This is a genomic window from Actinoplanes sp. NBRC 103695 (assembly GCF_030269485.1).
GTDB lineage: Bacteria > Actinomycetota > Actinomycetes > Mycobacteriales > Micromonosporaceae > Actinoplanes.
Genome location: NZ_BSTL01000002.1, coordinates 374,955 through 393,667 on the forward strand (window position 1 = coordinate 374,955; position 18,713 = coordinate 393,667).

The window sequence follows — 18,713 nt, forward strand, 5'->3', positions numbered from 1 at the left end:
CTTAGTTTGACCGCATGGCCGACACCACCATCACCCCTGCCGGGGAACACGCGGACATCATCGAGGCCGCCGGCCATCCGGTCGGTGGCGGACTCATCAAGCCGGGGTACGACCCGCGGCTCACCAACGAGGACCTCGCCCCGCTGAGGAAACAGTCGTGGGGCTCCTACAACATCTTCGCGTTCTGGATGTCCGACGTGCACAGCGTCGGCGGGTACGTGACCGCGGGCAGCCTCTTCGCCCTGGGCCTGTCGAGCTGGCAGGTCCTCGTGGCGCTGGTCGTCGGCATCACGATCGTCTACTTCTTCTGCAACCTGGTCGCCCGGCCCAGCCAGGTCACCGGCGTGCCCTACCCGGTGATCAACCGCTCGGCGTTCGGGGTGCTCGGCGCCAACGTGCCGGCGATCATCCGCGGCCTGATCGCGGTCGCCTGGTACGGCATCCAGACCTACCTGGCGTCCGCCGCCCTGGACGTGGTGATCCTCAAGCTGTTCCCGTCCCTGATGCCCTATGCGGACGTGAACCAGTACGGCTTCCTCGGGCTGCCGCTGCTGGGCTGGTGCACGTACGCGCTGCTGTGGGTGCTGCAGGCGGCGGTGTTCTGGACCGGCATGGAAACGATCCGCCGGTTCATCGACTTCTGCGGCCCGGCCGTCTACGTCGTGATGTTCCTGCTCTGCGGGTACCTGATCTGGAAGGCCGGCTTCGGCGGGATCGACCTGTCCCTCGGCGACGTGAAGTATCACGGCTGGGACGCGCTGCCGATCATGCTGGGGGCGATCGCGCTCGTGGTCTCGTACTTCTCGGGTCCGATGTTGAACTTCGGGGATTTCTCCCGGTACGGCAAGAGCTTCGGCGCGGTGAAACGCGGCAACCTGCTCGGCCTGCCGGTGAACTTCCTGGTCTTCAGCCTGCTCGTGGTGATCACCGCGTCGCTGACCATCCCGGTCTTCGGCGAGCTGATCACCGACCCGGTGGCGACGGTGTCCCGGATCGACTCCACGTTCGCGATCGTGCTCGGCGCGCTGACCTTCACCATCGCCACGATCGGCATCAACATCGTCGCGAACTTCATCTCGCCGGCGTTCGACTTCTCCAACGTCAGCCCGCAACGGATCAGCTGGCGCGCCGGCGGCATGATCGCCGCGGTCGGCTCGGTGCTGATCACCCCGTGGAACCTCTACAACAACCCCGACGTCATCCACTACACGCTGGAGACGCTGGGCGCGTTCATCGGCCCGCTGTTCGGTGTGCTGATCGCCGACTTCTACCTGATCCGCAAGCAGCAGGTCGACGTCGACGACATGTTCACCATGTCGCCACAGGGCCGCTACTGGTACAAGAAGGGCTACAACCCGGCGGCCGTCCTCGCGACCGCGGTGGGTGCCGTGATCGCGATGATCCCGGTGCTGTGGACCGGCGGGCCGGGCATGCACACGATCGCCCAGTACAGCTGGTTCATCGGCTGCGGCCTCGGCTTCGCCGTCTACCACCTGCTGGTGCCGGTCTACAAGGTGCGGGAACTGTCCCGTGTTGCTTAGGGTTGTCAACCCGAACACCACGGCGTCGATGACGGCGCTGATCGAGCGGAGTGCCCGGGCCGTCGCAGGCCCGGGCACCACCATCGCGGCGGTCACCTCGGCCATGGGACCGGCCTCGATCGAGAGCCACTACGACGAGGCGCTCGCGGTTCCGGGGATTCTCACGGCCCTCAGATCAAAAGCCGATGGGTACGTGCTGGCGTGCTTCGGCGACCCCGGCCTCGACGCGGCCCGCGAGGTCGCGAGCGGTCCCGTGGTCGGCATAGCTGAGGCGGCGATGCACGCGGCGACGATGGTGGGCCGCGGCTTCAGCGTGGTCACCACGCTCGACCGGTCGAAGGGCCGCACGTGGGACCTGGCCGCCCGCTACGTGGCACCCGGCGCCTGCAAGGGCGTCTACGCCTGCGACATTCCGGTGCTGGAGCTGGAGTCCGACCCGGCGGTGCTCAAGCGCGTGGTGGACCTGGGCCGCGTCGCGCTGGAACGCGACGGGTCCGACGTGATCGTGCTGGGCTGCGCCGGCATGGCCGACCTGTGCGCGGCCGTCTCGTCCGAGCTCGGCGTCCCGGTCATCGACGGGGTGGCGGCGGCGGTCGCGATGACCGAGGCGTTGGTCCGGCTGGGTGCTTCCACGTCCGCCCGAGGGGAGTACGCCCCACCGCCCCCGAAGGCGTACACCGGTCTGCTCGAGGGCTTCAGTCGCGGCGAGCCGTGATCACCCAGGCGCGCGAGCCGAACCAGACGCCGTCATCGCGCAGGTGCGCGGCGAGCATCTCGGTGAGCCGTTCTTCCACGATCTCGCCGACGCCCCGGAAGCGGCGGACCCAGCCGAGCGCCGCGGCCACGTCCGGGCCGTAGTAGACCGGTTCGCGCACGTCGGTGACGTCGACGTCCGTGAACCCCGCGCCGCCCAGCATCTGTTTCACAGCGACCGGATCGGCGAGCGAGAACGCGTCCGGGCCGCCGGTCGCCGGCGCGTCGCCGAGGGCACGGCGGATGGCCACGGCCCACTCGTTGTCGTCCCGCGCCTGCCAGACCATCATCACCAGGCGCCCACCCGGCCGCAGCGCCCGCCCGACGTTGGCGAACGCGGCACCCGGGTCGTCGAAGAACATCGTGCCGAACCTGCTGATCGCCAGGTCGAAGCTGCCCGGTGCGAACGGGCGGACCTGCGCGTCGGCCTGCTCGAAGGCGACGTTGCCCAGATCCCCGGACAACTCGCGGGCGCTTTGGACGGCGGCGGCGGAGATGTCGACCCCGAGCGCGCTGCCGTCCCGGGCCGCCCGCGCGGCCTGCCGGGTCGTGTGCCCCGTCCCGCACCCGATGTCGAGAACCCGGTCACGGACGTCAACGCCGCAGGCCCGCCGCAGGACCTCGTCGTGCCGCCGCAGTTCGTCGTCGTAGCCGCATTCTCCGCCCATCGTATGCAGGCTAACCGCCAGCGATCGATCTGGCCGGGTCACCGTTCGGATGGTCGTGAAAGCAACGGCCGATCGACGGCTGATCATGGAAGGGCGATCGACGGTATCCAGTTCGGACTTGAGGTTCTCTGCCCGGTCAGGCCGAAGGCCGATCTGGACGCCCGGACCGGGCAGTTCGTTCTCCGCGGTTCGTGCGGCCGGGGCCGTCCTCGATCCGACACCCCGCGACGTCCGCTTTCCGCAATGCTGTTCTCAGTCACCACAACATCGGGAGGTCTCGATGCCGCCGGACGGTGGATCAGAAGATCCTGACATGCCCGACTGCACGCAGCACGAGTACGACTCTGATACGGGCCCGGATGAACGGGATTGGACTCCGATCCCTGAGGAGTCCGGCCAGGAAGACGATGATTCGTCGGACGCAATGATCGTGACGGTTCTCGCGCTGCGGGAAATGACAGCCGATGAGCCGGGTCTCCGCGACGCCCACAGCGCCGCCGTCAGGCTTGGTGAACACGTCTTTGCCCGTCGTCTCGGGACTGGACAGGAAGCGGCGGATTTTCTCCCGGTGCTCTCCGCTGCACGGAAGGTCGCCGCCGAATTGGACAAAGCGGTTCTTGCGAGCGACGACCGCGAGCGCTTCGACCTCGAAATCACGCGGCTGGCCTGGCAGCTCGGTGAAAAGCTCGGTGATGCAATAGAGTTTGATCGGCGGACGGTCCCGATCTGGCTGGACGTGGCATCACCCGCCCACGGTCGGATCAATGTCATGGGTGAGAGATCTCGCTTCGCCCCGAATCACGTCGTGACCGAGACCGCTACCACTGTTGTCACCGCCAACGATTGCACGCTCGAGGCGGTCGACCACTACCACCTGCGGCGAGTGTCGCTGGACTGTGAAAGCCTCTATTCGAACGGCCCCGCAGTGAAGGCATTCGTCGCGCTGCTGCTCGATCCGTCCGCGCGGAACCGCGCCGAACTTCGCGAACGACTGTCCGAGATCGTCCATACCGCCGCCGAGGTCGGCGGCCAGACTCATCATCAGAAGCTCTCGCCGCAGGCAGACACGTTGGCCAACCAGCCTGACGTCGTTTTTCTCGGCGATCGGTCAACGATTTGCAGCACAACCCGATATCACGTGCGAGAGACGATCTTCCCTCTCGCTGATCTTCTCTATCATCAGCCCGCTCTGATCGACGACCTGGTGAACGAGTACCTCTACGGCACTCCGGCAAGGCATATCCGCTCCGCCCTAGCTGATGTGGAGGATGCGGACCTGCTGCACCACTCACACGAATTGGACGACGGTCAAGTCTCGGTGACGCGTTCCGCGTTCGGAGTCCGGGTCGGACTTGCCTCGGCTGTGATGATCGGCTACGGCAATCGGCTCGTCGCGAGAAGCGCTGTCGATGTGGGCACGACGGAGGATGGCAACCTGTCCCGGTTCGACGAAATCATCAGGATGCAGATCGATGCGGCCCTTGTGGCGCATCGACCACGACCGCACGGCAGGTTTCCCTTGGCGCCGCCCGAGCCGCCACCTTCGCCAGTGCCATCAGATCACCCGTATGTGCCGGAGTCGCCGTCCGTCTCGCCGCCGAACCCCGGGCATCGCCATCCCGGCATAGGAGGTTTCCACTGATGAAGCTCATCGCCCCAGCGGCCTTGATCGCCGTTCTCCTCGGCACCGGGGTGTTCTTCGCCGCCCAAGGCCTTGATCGTGCCGATCGGCTCGCCAGTGTGGCCAGCCTGTTGCTGGCGCTCGCCGTCGCTGGTGTCACCCTGATCGCCCATTTGCGGCGCCGCCAGCAGCCCGCGCGTGAGGACGCGACACCGCCGCCAGCCCCGGTGGGTTCCGGCAATACGAACATCATCAACGATGCAATCACGGTTGTCACCGCACCGTTCACGGGCACTATCAACGTGAACGCGAAGAAGAAAAAGAAGCCCTGACTCGTCTCGCCCTGGCTACCAGTCGTGGACTCTTGACGCCGCAGGTCGTCGACCCGGCGGCAGTCTCCGCCCATCGGTTGCACGGCGGCGGGGACCGGTGTCGACGTGCCGAGCCAGCAGGAACACCCACAGCCAGCCGACCGAAATACACAGGCGTTGCAGCAGGCCCGGGGCCGCCGCCCACGGGGCCGAGCCGGTGAATCCGAGGATCGCCACGACGAACAGAGCGGCGAAGACCAAACCGCTGACTGCCGAGTAGACGGCGAAGCGACCGGCGAACACCACCGCGGCCACCAGCATTGCCAAGGTCAGCGCGGCAAAGCCCGGCAGCGAGAACGCCTCGTTGTGCAGCCTGCCGTGCCAGGTGATCGGGGCGCCCACGTCGTCGCTGAGGAAGATGCCCGCACCCGCCAATCCCACGCCGCCGGCTGCCACCAGGGCGGGCAGGGCCACCGAGCCCAGGCCGCGGCGCAGGCCGGCCGCGAAGAGGACCAGCAACAGCCCGGACGTCAGGAAGCTCGCGACCTGTGCCCAGCCGTGCGGACCCAGCGCCAAGGAACTGATCGGATGGCGCACGGCCGAGTACCCGTCGCCGTGGACCACGCCCAGCACGAGGTAGGTCGCGGTGAAGAGCGGTCCGGCGATCAGGCCGAGACCCAGCAGGCGGCCGGTCACCTGGTCAACGGTAGTTGAGCCGCCGCCAGTCGACGTACTTGAAGTTGGTGCTGACCCGTCCCTCGTCCGGCGTGTTCTCGCCGTCGTGCAGGACCAGCAGGCCGCGCGGGTAACCGGGCAACGGCACCGAGGTGGCCGCGGCGCCGTCGGAGTGCTGAACGCCGTCCGTCCGCGGCCCGTCCACCACCGCGAAACGGCTCAACGGCCGGTTGGTGCGCCGGTCGTACACGTAGAACGTGCTGTCCCCCTGGCTGCTCACCAGCAGATAGCCTTCTCCTCGCGCGGTCGGGTAGATCGCCGCGCCCTCCACATCGGCGCGGATCCGGCCGCCCTCACCCGGGTCGTTCGCGGTGTCCGGCACGCACTCCTCGGTCTCCGGGTCGTAGGTGCCGGGCACGCCGAACTCCGCAGTCCGCTCCACGATGGACTTCCGCCCGAACCGCCCGTCCCGGCCGAGCCCGATCCGCCACAGCCCGACATCCTCCTGGCCGGCGTAGAGCACGCCGTTCTCCGCGTCCACGATCATGCCCTCGACCTGCGGATCCTCGCCGGGCTCGGCGCACGGCGCCCAGCTGCCGCCGTCCCGCAGCGTGAACGTCCCCGGCAGGTCCAGCGTGTCCACCTCCCGGTAGGTCACCCGGCCGTGCCTCTCCACCAGCCTCCACGTTCCGAGCCGCGTGGCGTGCCGCCGGCTGACCACGGCGAGGTCGCCGCGCATGGCCAGCCCGTAGCCGGTGGCCTGCTCGTTGACCTCGTCCTGGTCGTCGGAGAAGAGCAGCGGCGCATCCGCCACGGTGACGTCGGTCAGCAACGCCGTGGCGGGGTCGATGCGATAAACCCGGAGTTGGTCACGGCCGCGGTCGGTCACCACGGCGAGATCGGTACGCCGCCCCGCCAGCCGGAACCCGCTGACGACGTCGACGTTGTTGAACCGCCCCGCCTCATCCTCCGGTCCCGGCGCGGCGGGCGCGGCGATCGCCTGCACCTCGCGTCCCCCGAGGTCGTACACCCGAAGCCCGCCGTTCTTGGCCGTGCCGATGATCCGGGTGCGCGTCCGGTCCCACGGATGCACCCAGATGGCCGGATCGTCCGCGTCGGCGTCCCCACCGTCCGCATCGTCGAAGAGCGCCGGCGTCTCCACCCTCGCGACGGCGTCCCGCTGCCGCCCACCGGAGGCGAACGCCGAGCCGGGCACCACCCCGCCACCGACCACAGCGAGCAGAACGACAAGACCCGATCGCCAACGCATGTCCGAACGCTCCCGCACGGATCTGACCACCACATGACCACCACCTGAACGTCGCGCTCAGAGCCGCCGGACCAGCCCTCCGGCCGGCCAAAGCCCATGATCAACGGTCATCTGGGCGCCGGTCAGTGGTCAATGGGCCGGTTTCGCGTGTCGTCCTGAGGTCCGGAGAAGCTCAGGGGATCGATCCAGGCTCAGCTAGCCAGACCGCGGCCTGGCCGGTCGCCTTGACCACCTCATCAAAGTCGTGGTCGTAGTGAACGAGGACGAGCCCGCTCAGTTCGGCCGTCGCGGCAACGAGCAGATCGACAACGCGGGCGGATCGATGCGTTCCCCGCATAGTCAACATGTTCTGTACCGCGGTAGCGCGTCCATAGACCCGATCAGGAATTACCACCCAGCCGAACGCCGCCGCCAACAACTCGATCTTTTGCTCACGATCTGCCTTGGAGCGAGCACTGTAGAGCAGTTCGAGCTCGGTCCGGCAGCATCACGTCCAGCAGGACCAGGTCCGGCCGGTGCCGCGCGGCGAGCTCCAGCGCCTGCGCCACGGTCAGCGCGGTGTCGACGGTGAAGCCGTGGACGCCAGGGCGGTCCGCAGCATGTCGACGATGTTCGGCTAGTCGTCGACGACCAGGATGCGTGCCGTGTCCATGATCCCGGCATCACATCAAAACCACATGTGAAGCCGAGGAGAATCGCGTTACCAGCCGCGTTCGCGCCACTCCGGGAGCGATGCGCGCTCGGCGCCGAGGGTCGAGTCCTTGCCGTGCCCGGGGTAGAACCAGGTGTCGTCGCCGAACCGGCCGAACAGCTTGGTCTCGACGTCGCCGATCAGGGACGCGAAGTTCTCCTTGTTGCCGCGGGTGTTGCCGACGCCGCCCGGGAAGAGGCTGTCGCCGGTCCAGAGGTGCGCGGTGCCCGACGGGTCACGGTAGGCGAGCGTGATCGAGCCCGGCGTGTGCCCGACGATGTGGATCACCTCGAGCGCGCAGTCGCCGACCGCGATCGTCTCGCCGTCGGCCACCGTGCGGGTGACCACCGGGATCTCCTCGGCGTCGTCGGCGTGTGCCAGCGACTCGGCGCCGGTCACCCGGACCACCTCGGCCAGCGCGCCGGTGTGGTCCTTGTGCCGGTGGGTCGTGATCACCGCTTTCAGGGCGATCGGGTCGAACAGCTCGAGCAGCCGGTCCGCCTCGTTCGCGGCGTCGATCAGCACCTGGCTGCCGTCGGCGTTGCAGTGCAGCAGGTAGGCGTTGTTGTCCATCGGTCCGACCGACAGCTTGCTGATGGTCAGGCCGGGCAGCTGGCGCACCGCGGCCGGTCCGCCGGGGGTCACGTCGCCGGTGTAATCGCTCATCATTTCCACCTCGTCATTTCCAGCGCGGGACGACAGGGAGCTCCCCGTCGGGCGAAACGGTCAGGTCGGCGCCGTCGCCGCGGCCGGAGAGCCAGGCCGCGATCGAGCGGGTGGGCCCGCCCACGACGGGCGCGTCCGGGTTGTCGCCGATGACCAGCGGATGATCTGTTCCGTACGGCCTGAGCACGAGCTCGAACTCACCGGCGCCGAACCCGCTCACGACCTCGCGCAGCAGACGCAGCGCGAAGGCGTCGGACCAGTCCGCCGGACCGTAACCGGCCGCCAGATCGACGTGGTGCACCTCCACCTCCCGCAGCCGGGCCCACGGAATCGCGGCCGCCGACTGGCCGGTCGGCGGCACGAAGAAGGTCCAGGCCTCGGCCGTCATGGTGGCCGCGGCGTCGGAGAAGCGCTCGTGCGACTCGCGCAGGTCGACGATCTGCTCGCGCAACGGACGCTCGGCGCCCGACTCGATGCCCTCGGCGCGGGCCGACGGCGACGCGTACGCGGGCGTCTCCACCCCGGTCCGTGCCCAGGTCAGCAGGTTGGTGTACGCGTCGGCGTTGCGCGCCACGTGGGTGAGCACGTGCCCCACTGTCCAGCCGGGCAGGCCGGAGGGCTGGGACACGGTCAGAGGCTCGAGCCCTTCGGCGGTACGCACGAGGCGGGCCGTGGCGGCCTCGACATCGGTCATCAGGACGAGCGGATCGATGGTCACCAGAAGACCCTAGCGGGCCGCGCCCGCCGGAATTCGCTTTCCCCGCCGGTGACCACGAACGTACCGTCAGTCGCAGTGACCTCGAACAAGAGCCGCGTAAGGGGGTGGGAAGCGTGCTGCTCGTCGTTGGTGCGTCCCTACTGTTTTCTACCCCTCACGCGTAAGGGCTCTGATGAAACATGACCTGTCCCAGCTCGGCTGGGACCAAACCTTCGCATCCTTTTACCGTCCGGCGACCGATTCCGTACCCGCCCGGGTGCTCCGCGCCGATCGTGGCGTCTGCACCGTCCTCGCCGAGAGCGGGGTGATCCGCGCCTCGCTGGCCGGTGGGCTGCTGATGGCGGCCGCCGGCGACCCGGCCCGGCTGCCGTGCGCCGGCGACTGGGTGGTGCTGCGGCGCTGGCCGGACCGGCGTACCACTGTGGAAAGTGTGCTGCCACGGCGCACCACGCTGATCCGGCGGACCGCCGACAAGGACGCCAGTGGCCAGGTGCTGGCCGCCAACATGACCACGGTCGCCGTGGTGGAACCGATCGACCCCGCCCCGGACGCCGCCCGGATCGAACGGCTGCTGGCGCTGGCCTGGGAGTCCGGCGCCGACCCGGTGCTGGTGCTGTCGAAGGCGGACACGTCACGAGACCCCGGTGCCATCGCCCGTCAGATGGGTGAGCTCGCTCCGGGCGTACCCGTGCATGCCGTCAGCGTGACCGGAAGAAAAGGTCTGGCGGAGCTCGGAGCTCTCGCCGCGCCGGGAAAGACCCTGGCCCTGCTGGGCCGATCCGGCGCCGGCAAGTCGACGCTGGTGAACGCGCTGGCCGGTGCGGACGTGATGCCGGTGCAGGCGATCCGGCGGGCGGACGGCAAGGGCCGGCACACCACCGCCTACCGCAACCTGGTCCCGGTGCCGGGCGGCGGCGCGATCCTCGACACACCGGGCATCCGGGGCGTCGGCCTGCTGGACACCGCGTCGGGGCTGGATCAGGCGTTCGCCGACATCGCCGGGCTGGCCGTCTTCTGCCGATTCGGCGACTGCGGGCACGAGGCCGAACCGGGCTGCGCGGTCCGCGACGCGATCGCCGCCGGCACCCTCACGACGCGCCGCCTGGACAGCTGGCGCAAACTGCATCGCGAGGTCGCGGTGGAGAGCGCCCGCATGGCCGCCTCGGGCCGCCGCAAGCGAAGGCTCTGACACAATGCTCCGGTGCAGGCGGTGGACGAGGCTTCGGCTGAACTTTCTCCCGGCCCTCGTGCGAGCCGCGGTGAGCTGCTCGCCTGGCTGAGTTACCCGGTCCTGGCCGTGATCGTGCTGATCCAGCTGTGGGCGAACCCGAGCGGCCGGGTGCTGTCGGCCAACGACGACGACCACGGCTTCTTCCTCTTCGTCGTCGCGCACGGCGAGCGGGTGCTGTTCCACGGCGACAACCCGTTCTTCACCGGCCGGCTGAACGTGCCGGACGGCGTGAACATCATGGCCAACACGACCGTCCTGGCGCTGACCCTGCCGGTCGCGCCGATCACCCACTTCCTCGGCCCGGCCGTCTCCGTGGTGCTGCTGCTCACCCTCGGCCTGGCCGGCACCGCCGCGGCCTGGTACTGGGTGTTCTCCCGGCACCTGGTGACCAGCCGCCTCGCCGCCTGGATCGGCGGCCTGTGGTGCGGGTTCTGCCCGGCGATGGTGTCGCACGCCAACGGGCACATCAACTTCGTCAGCCAGTTCGTGGTGCCGTTCATCGTCTGGCAGGTGCTGCGGCTGCGCGAGCCGGGCCGCGCGGTGCGCGGCGGCGTCACGCTCGGTCTGCTGATCGTGCTGCAGGTCTTCATCAACGAGGAGGTCCTGCTCTTCACGGCCCTCACGCTCGGGGTCTTCGTGATCGCGTACGCCGCGATGGCGCGGACCGAGGCCAGGGCGGTCGCCGGGCGGGTCGCCGCGGGACTCGGTGTCGCCGCCGTCACCGCCGGTGTGCTGCTGATCTACCCGCTGTGGTGGCAGTTCTCCGGTCCGAGCAGCTACAAGGGCCAGCCCTTCACCCCCGGCGAGTACGTGACCGACCTGCTCTCGCTGGGCGCGTACGCCCGGCAGTCGCTGGCCGGCAACACCCGCCTCGCCGACATCCTGACCGTCAGCGCGACCGAGGAGAACACCTTCTTCGGCCTGCCGCTGCTGGTCCTGCTGGTGATCGGGATGCGCCTGGTGTGGCGGTCGGTCGCCGCCCGGGCCGCCGGGATCGCCGCGCTCGTGCTGCTGCTCGTCTCGATGGGCCCGCACCTGCGCGCCGCCGGCACCGACACCTCCGTCCCGCTGCCGTTCGGGCTGGTCAGTCACCTGCCGATCATCGACCTGGTGAGCGTGACCCGGTTCGCGATGGTCACCGCCACGATCGTCGGCGTCCTGCTCGCCCTGATCGTCGACCGGGGCGTACGCCTGACCGGCCGCTCCCGCCGGTGGTTCCTGATCGGGCTGGTGGTGGCCCTGGTTCCGGTGCTCCCCAAGCCGCTGCCCACCGTCGCGGCCACGCCGCTGCCGCCGTTCATCTCCGCCGGGATGTGGCGCGACTACGTCACCGACGACCGCAGCCTGGTGCCGGTGCCGCTGCCCGAGGTCACCACGGGACGCGAGGCGATGCGCTGGGCCGCGCTCTCGCACCTGGAGTTCCGGGTGCCGCGCGGCTACTTCATGGGACCGGCCGACCCGCCCGGCAACCTGACCGGCTCCTGGAACGCGCCGCACCGGCCCACGTCGGTGCTGCTGTGGAGGGTTCGCGAGAACGGGCAGATCCCGGCGCTGACCGACGCGGACCGGAGCGCGGCCGTGGCGGACCTCACGTACTGGCGTGCCGCGATCGTCGTCCTGGTGCCGGAGAGTCGTAACGTTGACGCGCTGGGTGTGACACTCACCCAGCTGCTGGGCAGGGAACCGCAGCGGGTCGGCGGGGTGCTGCTCTGGGACGTACGCGACATCCCGGTTCCCCCTCTTGAGTGACGGTTGATCCGCCGGATCTGCGGGAATGTGCGTCAAGTGCACGACGCTGCCTAACAGCGGCCGGTTCTTGTCATACCCCGTGGCTAGAGTGGCCGCGATTCTGCTGACTCTCATACACATGTACGGAGCGCCTGCCTGATGGCCGACCGACTGATCGTCCGCGGCGCGCGGGAGCACAACCTCCGCGACGTCAACCTCGACCTGCCCCGTGACGCGCTGATCGTCTTCACCGGGCTGTCCGGCTCCGGCAAGTCGAGCCTCGCGTTCGACACGATCTTCGCCGAGGGTCAGAGGCGTTATGTCGAGTCGCTGTCGTCGTACGCCCGGCAGTTCCTCGGGCAGATGGACAAGCCCGACGTCGACTTCATCGAGGGCCTGTCCCCGGCCGTCTCGATCGACCAGAAATCCACCTCGCGCAACCCTCGCTCGACAGTCGGCACGATCACCGAGGTGTACGACTACCTGCGGCTGCTCTTCGCGCGCACCGGCATCCCGCACTGCCCCGTGTGTGGCGAGCGGATCAGCCGGCAGACCCCGCAGCAGATCGTCGACCGGGTCCTCGCGATGGAGGAGGGCACCCGGTTCATGGTGCTCGCCCCGGTGGTCCGCGGGCGTAAGGGTGAGTACGTCGACCTGTTCGCCGAGCTCCAGGCCAAGGGTTATGCCCGGGCCCGCGTCGACGGCGTCGTGCACCCGCTGACCGAGCCGCCGAAGCTGAAGAAGCAGGAGAAACACACCATCGAGGTGGTGGTCGACCGGCTCAGCGTCAAGACGACGAACAAGCAGCGGCTGACCGACTCGGTGGAGTCCGCCCTCGGCCTGGCCGGCGGCATCGTCCTGCTCGACTTCGTCGACCTGCCCGAGGACGACCCGGCCCGCGAGCGCCGGTTCTCCGAGCACCTGGCCTGCCCCAACGACCACCCGCTCGCGATCGAGGACCTCGAGCCCCGGGTGTTCTCCTTCAACGCGCCCTACGGCGCCTGCCCCGAGTGCACCGGCCTGGGCACCAAGAAAGAGGTCGACCCCGAGCTGATCATCCCGGACGAGGAGCGCAGCATCCGCGAGGGCGCGATCCAGCCCTGGTCCGGCGGCTCGACCCTGGAATACTTCCTGCGGCTGCTCGAGGCGCTCGGCAACGCGGAGAAGTTCAGCGTCGACACCCCGTGGCGCCAGCTGCCGTCGAGGGCGCAGAAAACGATCCTGTACGGCTCGGAGGACCAGGTCCACGTCCGGTACCGGAACAAGTACGGCCGCGAGCGGTCCTACTACACCGGCTTCGAGGGCGTCATCCAGTGGATCGAGCGCCGGCACACCGACACCGAGAGCGACTGGTCTCGCGACAAGTACGAGGGCTACATGCGCGACGTGCCCTGCCCGACCTGCGGCGGCGCGCGGCTCAAGCCCGAGGTGCTCGCGGTGACCATCGCCGGCAAGAGCATCGCCGAGGTCTGCAACCTGTCCGTCGGCGAGTGCGCCGACCTGCTGTCGACCATCAAGCTCGACAGCCGGCAGACGATGATCGCCGAGCGGGTGCTCAAGGAGATCAACGCGCGGCTGCGGTTCCTGGTCGACGTCGGCCTCGACTACCTGTCGCTCGACCGCGGCGCCGGCACCCTCTCCGGCGGCGAGGCGCAGCGCATCCGGCTGGCCACCCAGATCGGCTCCGGGCTGGTCGGCGTGCTCTACGTGCTCGACGAGCCGTCCATCGGCCTGCACCAGCGCGACAACCACCGGCTGATCGAGACGCTCGTCCGGCTGAAGAACCTGGGCAACACGCTGATCGTCGTCGAGCACGACGAGGACACCATCCGCACCGCCGACTGGATCGTCGACATCGGGCCCGGCGCCGGCGAGCACGGCGGCAACATCGTGCACAGCGGCTCGGTCAAGGGGCTGCTGGCCAACAAGCAGTCGCCGACCGGGGCGTACCTGTCCGGCCGCAAGAAGATCCCGCTGCCCGGCCACCGACGGCCGCAGACCGACGGGCGCGAGCTGGTCGTGCAGGGCGCGCGCGAGCACAACCTGCGCAACCTGACTGTCGGCTTCCCGCTCGGGCAGTTCATCGCGGTCACCGGGGTCAGCGGGTCCGGCAAGTCCACGCTGGTCAACGACATCCTCTACACCGTGCTGGCGAACACCATCAACGGCGCGCGCATGGTGCCCGGGCGGCACACCCGGATCTCCGGCATGGAACACGTCGACAAGGTGGTGGGCGTCGACCAGTCGCCGATCGGCCGCACCCCGCGCTCCAACCCGGCCACCTATACCGGCGTGTTCGACAACGTGCGCAAGCTCTTCGCGGAGACCGTCGAGGCCAAGGTCCGCGGCTACGGCCCCGGCCGGTTCTCGTTCAACGTCAAGGGCGGGCGCTGCGAGAACTGCGCCGGCGACGGCACTATCAAGATCGAGATGAACTTCCTGCCGGACGTCTACGTCCCGTGCGAGGTGTGCAAGGGCGCCCGCTACAACCGGGAGACGCTCGAGGTTCACTACAAGGGCAAGACGATCTCCGAGGTGTTGGAGATGCCGATCGAGGAGGCGGCCGGCTTCTTCGAGCCGATCACCTCGATCCACCGGCACCTCAAGACCCTGGTCGACGTGGGGCTCGGCTACGTACGCCTCGGCCAGCCCGCGCCGACCCTTTCCGGCGGCGAGGCGCAGCGCGTCAAGCTGGCGTCCGAGCTGCAGAAACGCTCCACCGGCCGGACCGTCTACGTGCTCGACGAGCCGACCACGGGCCTGCACTTCGAGGACATCCGCAAGCTGCTCATGGTCCTCAACGGCCTGGTCGACAAGGGCAACACGGTCATCGTGATCGAGCACAACCTGGACGTCATCAAGACCGCGGACTACCTGATCGACATGGGCCCCGAGGGCGGCAACAAGGGCGGGCTGGTGCTCGCGGCCGGCTCACCGGAGGAGCTTGCCGAGGTGCCGGACAGCCACACCGGGGCCTTCCTGCGCCCGGTCCTGGGTCTGTCCGGGGAGCCGGCGGGGTCCGCCAAGGCGGTGGCCCGCGCGGCCAAGGCCAACGGTGCCAGGCCGGCGACCAACGGCCGGTCGACGGCGACCAGGACGGCTCCGGCCAAGACAGCTTCCGCCAAGACGGCTCCTGCCAAGACGGCTCCCGCCAAGGCTGTTGCCGCCAAGACGGCTCCGGCCAAGGCTGTCGCCGCCAAGTCGACCACGGCGAAGGCCGCTCCCGCCAAGGCTGCTCCGGCCAAGACGACCGCTCGTTCCCGCGCCAAGGCCTCTTCGTAGCCGACGTTCTGCCCGCGAGCCCGCGCCGATGTGCGCGGGCTCGCCTTGTTCTCCCGGTCGCCAACGGTGAGGTGTGTCACAGGATCGACTACAGAGCGTCATTTGTCGATCTCGATGCGCTGCCGCAGCTGTGGGGGTGCTGTCACGGTGGCCCCAGCGCTCGCTAACCTGGGAAATCCCTGCAAATTCATAGCCCGTACCGGATGAATGGGGCAAATCCTCGGGGTGAGAGGCTAATAATTGCAGCTTCAAGTTATGAACCGGATGACGGCCAGAAGCGTATTCAGTGAGGACGCCGCGTGACCGTCGTGCGCGGACAGACGGGTACTGGGAGGGTTCCGACAGATGACTGACGTGCAGACGAGGCCCGAGGCCACCTGCCAGCACGGGCGTTCGGGCGCGCCACGCCGGGCGGTCTTCGCGGGCGCCGGCGCGGTCGGCGCCGCCTGCCTGCTGGCGGCCTGCGGCACCAGCAGTTCGGGCGCAGGCGACGAGCCCGGCTTCACCAACGACCCCATTCCGGCCGGCAGTGCCAGCCCGGGCGCCGGCAGCACCGGTGGTGGCGACAGCTCGGGCGGCGGCGCCGCTCTGGCCGCGGTCGCTGACGTGCCGGAGGGCGGCGGCATCATCAAGGGCGACCTGGTGATCACCCAGCCGCAGGCGGGCACCTTCAAGGCGTTCAGCAAGGTGTGCACGCACCAGGGCTGCGACGTCAGCAAGGTCGACGGCGGCGTGATCTTCTGCCCCTGCCACAAGAGCGAGTTCTCGATCACCGACGGCTCGCCGCAGGGCGGCCCGGCCAAGCAGCCGCTGCCGGAAACCAAGGTCAAGGTGGACGGCGACAACATCGTCGCCGCCTGACCATGTGCTCGATGTCCGGCCGGAGGCCCGACGCCGTGGCGGCGGCAACGGACCTCCGGTCGGACAATCATGTCAGGGGTCCGCACTACTGTGGGACCTGTGCCTGACCCGTCCAGTTATCGACCCGCTCCAGGGACCATCCCCGACGCTCCGGGCGTCTATCGCTTCCGCGATCCCCAGGGCCGGGTCATCTACGTCGGCAAGGCGAAAAGCCTGCGCAGCCGGCTGAATTCCTACTTCGCCGACACCTGGTCCCTGCACGCGCGCACCCAGCAGATGGTGACGACCGCGGGCTCGGTCGACTGGGTCACGGTCAACAGCGAGGTCGAGGCGCTCCAGCTGGAGTACACCTGGATCAAGGAGTTCGACCCGCGGTTCAACGTCAAATACCGCGACGACAAGTCGTACCCGTTCCTCGCCGTCACGCTGAACGAGGAATACCCGCGCCTGCAGGTGATGCGCGGCGCCAAGCGCAAGGGCGTGCGCTACTTCGGCCCCTACTCGCACGCGTGGGCCATCCGCGAGACGCTCGACCTGCTGCTCCGGGTCTTCCCCGCGCGCACCTGCTCGGCCGGCGTCTTCAAACGCTCCGGGCAGATCGGCCGGCCGTGCCTCCTCGGCTACATCGGCAAGTGTTCGGCGCCGTGTGTCGGGTCGGTCACCGTCGAGGAACACCGCGAGATCGTCGACGACTTCTGCGACTTCATGGGCGGCAAGACCGACACGTTCGTCAAGCGGATCGAGCGCGACATGCTCGCCGCTTCCGAGGAGCTCGAGTTCGAGCGGGCGGCCCGGCTCCGCGACGACATCGCCGCCCTGCGCCGCGCGATGGAAAAGCAGACCGTCGTCTTCGGCGACGGCACCGACGCCGACGTGGTCGCCTTCGCGGAGGACCCACTGGAGGCGGCCGTCCAGGTCTTCCACGTCCGCGACGGCCGCGTGCGCGGCCAGCGCGGCTGGGTGGTGGAAAAGGTCGAGGACCTGACGACCGGCGACCTGGTCCACCACTTCTGCTCCCAGATGTACGGAGCGGAGCAAGGCGGCGACGTCCCCCGCGAGATCCTCGTCCCCGAGCTGCCGTCCGATTCCGCGGCACTCGACGAGTGGCTCTCCGACAAGCGAGGCGGCAAGGCCCACCTGCGGGTGCCGCAGCGGGGCGACAAGCGGTCGCTGATGGAGACCGTGGCCCGCAACGCCGGCGAGTCCCTGGCCCGGCACAAGCTGCGCCGCGCCGGCGACCTGACGACCCGCAGCAAGGCCCTCGACGAGATCGCCGAGGCGCTGGGCATGGAAACGGCGCCGCTGCGCATCGAGTGCTTCGACGTGTCGCAGATCCAGGGCACCGACGTGGTCGCCAGCATGGTCGTCTTCGAGGACGGCTTGGCGCGCAAGAGCGAGTACCGGCGCTTCGCGGTGCGCGGCAACGCGGACGGCAGCGGCACGGACGACCTCGCCGCGATGAGCGAGGTGATGCGGCGGCGGTTCGCGCGCTACAAGGCACAGGCCGGCGCCGAGGCACCCCGCGACACCCCCGAGTCCGATGAGGACGACATCGAGGAGGTCATCGACGACGCGGCGATCGACGACGCGGCGATCGACAGCGCGGTCATCGATGACGCGGCCGCGCGTGGCGTTGGCGGGGCGGCCGGGCGTGGCGTTGGTCAGGGCGGCGTGGTCGGCGCCGGACAGGGCGGCGTTGGCGGCGCGGACGTCGGTCATGGCGGCGCGGGGGTCGGCGGCGCGGGGGTCGGCGGCGCGGGGGTCGGCGGCGAGGCTGGTGGCATCGACCTGGCGACGAGCGACCTGCCCGGCATCGACCCGCTGACCGGGCGGCCGCGACGTTTCGCGTACCCGCCCCAGCTCGTCGTGGTCGACGGTGGGCAACCACAGGTCAACGCCGTCGCCGCGGTGCTGTCCGACCTCGGCATCACCGACGTGGCGCTGTGCGGGCTGGCCAAACGCCTGGAAGAGGTGTGGCTGCCCGGCGACGACTTCCCGGTGATCCTGCCGCGCACCTCCGAAGCCCTCTACCTGCTGCAGCGCGTGCGGGACGAGGCGCACCGCTTCGCGATCACCTTCCACCGGCAGCGGCGCTCCAAGCGCATGACGGCGTCGGCGCTGGACAGCATCCCCGGGCTGGGGGAGACGCGGCGCAAGGCGCTGCTGCGGCACTTCGGCTCACTGAAGAAGGTCGGCCAGGCCACGGTGGAGGAGATCGCCGAGGTGCCCGGCATCGGCAAGCGCACCGCCGAGACCGTGCTCAACGCCCTCAACGCCGACGCCAAGCCGGCGACCGAGGCAGACGCGGAAGCGGTCCCCACGGGCGGCGCCGGCCGAACCAAGGCGGGAGCCAACCGCAACCGGGTGGCCCGCCCGGCCCGCCGCCCCGACACGGAAGACAGCCCCGCAGAGAAGTGGGCCGACGCCGAAGACGCCGCGACCCCTGACGCCGCGGTAGGCGCTTCGGGCGGCGCGGTCGGCGCCTCTGACAACGCGGACGCCGGCGCGGACAGCGCGGGCAGCGTTGCGAGAAACCTTTTGCAGTGAGGGCCTGGTGCGGCGGCGGGGGCCGCGACGGCAAGATCAAGGGCTGGTTCGGGGACAGGAGTGCCCGGAAGGGCTGACCGATCGGGTAGTGGACAGTGCATCCGCGGGCAGCGGCCGGGGCGGTCGGCCTAGGATGCAGTGTCGCCCGAC

Annotated in this window: 13 protein-coding genes and 2 pseudogenes; 9 read left to right on the forward strand and 6 right to left on the reverse strand. The window is 69.4% G+C overall.

The window, feature by feature from the left end:
* Positions 1-14 precede the first annotated feature (14 nt).
* Complete coding sequence (locus QSK31_RS04070; protein WP_285681013.1) at positions 15-1,541, forward strand: NCS1 family nucleobase:cation symporter-1; 1,527 nt, start codon at positions 15-17, stop codon at positions 1,539-1,541.
* Complete coding sequence (locus QSK31_RS04075) at positions 1,531-2,256, forward strand: aspartate/glutamate racemase family protein (protein ID WP_285681014.1); 726 nt, start codon at positions 1,531-1,533, stop codon at positions 2,254-2,256. Before QSK31_RS04070 ends, QSK31_RS04075 begins: the two co-directional genes overlap by 11 nt.
* Here QSK31_RS04075 and QSK31_RS04080 read toward each other — a convergent pair.
* Positions 2,237-2,962 carry a class I SAM-dependent methyltransferase gene (locus tag QSK31_RS04080; RefSeq protein WP_285681016.1) on the reverse strand — a complete coding sequence of 242 codons (726 nt, stop codon included), beginning with the start codon at positions 2,960-2,962 and terminating at the stop codon, positions 2,237-2,239. The two genes, QSK31_RS04075 and QSK31_RS04080, sit on opposite strands and share 20 nt — an antisense overlap.
* Positions 2,963-3,275: 313 nt before the next feature.
* Here QSK31_RS04080 and QSK31_RS04085 point away from each other — a divergent pair, with 313 nt between their 5' ends.
* Both QSK31_RS04085 and QSK31_RS04090 read left to right on the forward strand, forming a co-directional pair.
* Positions 3,276-4,604, forward strand: coding sequence for a hypothetical protein (locus QSK31_RS04085; protein ID WP_285681018.1), 1,329 nt, complete (start codon positions 3,276-3,278; stop codon positions 4,602-4,604).
* Complete coding sequence (locus QSK31_RS04090; protein ID WP_285681020.1) at positions 4,604-4,915, forward strand: hypothetical protein; 312 nt, start codon at positions 4,604-4,606, stop codon at positions 4,913-4,915. The genes QSK31_RS04085 and QSK31_RS04090 overlap by 1 nt, the downstream gene beginning before the upstream one ends.
* Positions 4,916-4,930: 15 nt before the next feature.
* On the opposite strand, the gene QSK31_RS04095 is transcribed toward QSK31_RS04090, so the two are convergent.
* From QSK31_RS04095 to QSK31_RS04115, 5 genes are all read right to left on the reverse strand, one after another.
* The gene (locus QSK31_RS04095) at positions 4,931-5,590 is read right to left on the reverse strand and encodes a DUF998 domain-containing protein (protein WP_285681022.1); all 660 of its coding nucleotides are present in this window, start codon (positions 5,588-5,590) and stop codon (positions 4,931-4,933) included.
* Between the two features lie 4 nt (positions 5,591-5,594).
* Positions 5,595-6,839: a phytase gene (locus tag QSK31_RS04100; protein ID WP_285681024.1), complete on the reverse strand. Its 1,245-nt coding sequence runs from the start codon at positions 6,837-6,839 to the stop codon at positions 5,595-5,597.
* 172 nt (positions 6,840-7,011) lie between these two features.
* Positions 7,012-7,257 carry a PIN domain-containing protein gene (locus QSK31_RS04105; protein ID WP_285681027.1) on the reverse strand — a complete coding sequence of 82 codons (246 nt, stop codon included), beginning with the start codon at positions 7,255-7,257 and terminating at the stop codon, positions 7,012-7,014.
* A gap of 282 nt (positions 7,258-7,539) precedes the next feature.
* On the reverse strand, positions 7,540-8,199 hold the full coding sequence (locus QSK31_RS04110) for an MBL fold metallo-hydrolase (protein ID WP_285681029.1): 660 nt from the start codon (positions 8,197-8,199) through the stop codon (positions 7,540-7,542).
* A gap of 10 nt (positions 8,200-8,209) precedes the next feature.
* Positions 8,210-8,914 (reverse strand): maleylpyruvate isomerase family mycothiol-dependent enzyme, encoded by a 705-nt coding sequence (locus QSK31_RS04115; protein WP_285681031.1) that lies wholly within the window; start codon positions 8,912-8,914, stop codon positions 8,210-8,212.
* Positions 8,915-9,086: 172 nt separating this feature from the next.
* Between QSK31_RS04115 and rsgA the strand changes: the two genes are divergently transcribed.
* From rsgA to uvrC, 5 genes and pseudogenes are all read left to right on the forward strand, one after another.
* Entirely contained in the window at positions 9,087-10,103 is a 1,017-nt protein-coding gene (gene rsgA / locus QSK31_RS04120) for a ribosome small subunit-dependent GTPase A (RefSeq protein WP_285681033.1), read from the forward strand.
* Between the two features lie 12 nt (positions 10,104-10,115).
* Positions 10,116-11,894, forward strand: a complete 1,779-nt coding sequence (locus QSK31_RS04125) for a DUF6311 domain-containing protein (protein WP_285681036.1) — start codon at positions 10,116-10,118, stop codon at positions 11,892-11,894.
* Positions 11,895-12,032: 138 nt separating this feature from the next.
* Positions 12,033-14,984 (forward strand): annotated as a pseudogene (gene uvrA, locus QSK31_RS04130) (excinuclease ABC subunit UvrA); the annotation flags it as partial.
* A 516-nt stretch (positions 14,985-15,500) separates the two neighbouring features.
* Complete coding sequence (locus QSK31_RS04135; RefSeq protein ID WP_285681038.1) at positions 15,501-16,016, forward strand: Rieske (2Fe-2S) protein; 516 nt, start codon at positions 15,501-15,503, stop codon at positions 16,014-16,016.
* A gap of 99 nt (positions 16,017-16,115) precedes the next feature.
* A pseudogene (gene uvrC, locus QSK31_RS04140) lies at positions 16,116-18,309 on the forward strand (excinuclease ABC subunit UvrC); the annotation flags it as partial.
* Positions 18,310-18,713 lie beyond the last annotated feature (404 nt).

What these genes read in the sequence shown, in the direction of transcription:
- QSK31_RS04070 (WP_285681013.1), top strand. Translation starts at nt 15, where the DNA reads ATGGCCGACACCACCATCACCCCTGCCGGGGAACACGCGGACATCATC.
- QSK31_RS04080 (WP_285681016.1), bottom strand. Translation starts at nt 2,962, where the DNA reads ATGGGCGGAGAATGCGGCTACGACGACGAACTGCGGCGGCACGACGAG.
- QSK31_RS04085 (WP_285681018.1), top strand. Translation starts at nt 3,276, where the DNA reads ATGCCCGACTGCACGCAGCACGAGTACGACTCTGATACGGGCCCGGAT.
- QSK31_RS04090 (WP_285681020.1), top strand. Translation starts at nt 4,604, where the DNA reads ATGAAGCTCATCGCCCCAGCGGCCTTGATCGCCGTTCTCCTCGGCACC.
- QSK31_RS04100 (WP_285681024.1), bottom strand. Translation starts at nt 6,839, where the DNA reads ATGCGTTGGCGATCGGGTCTTGTCGTTCTGCTCGCTGTGGTCGGTGGC.
- QSK31_RS04110 (WP_285681029.1), bottom strand. Translation starts at nt 8,199, where the DNA reads ATGATGAGCGATTACACCGGCGACGTGACCCCCGGCGGACCGGCCGCG.
- rsgA (WP_285681033.1), top strand. Translation starts at nt 9,087, where the DNA reads ATGAAACATGACCTGTCCCAGCTCGGCTGGGACCAAACCTTCGCATCC.
- QSK31_RS04135 (WP_285681038.1), top strand. Translation starts at nt 15,501, where the DNA reads ATGACTGACGTGCAGACGAGGCCCGAGGCCACCTGCCAGCACGGGCGT.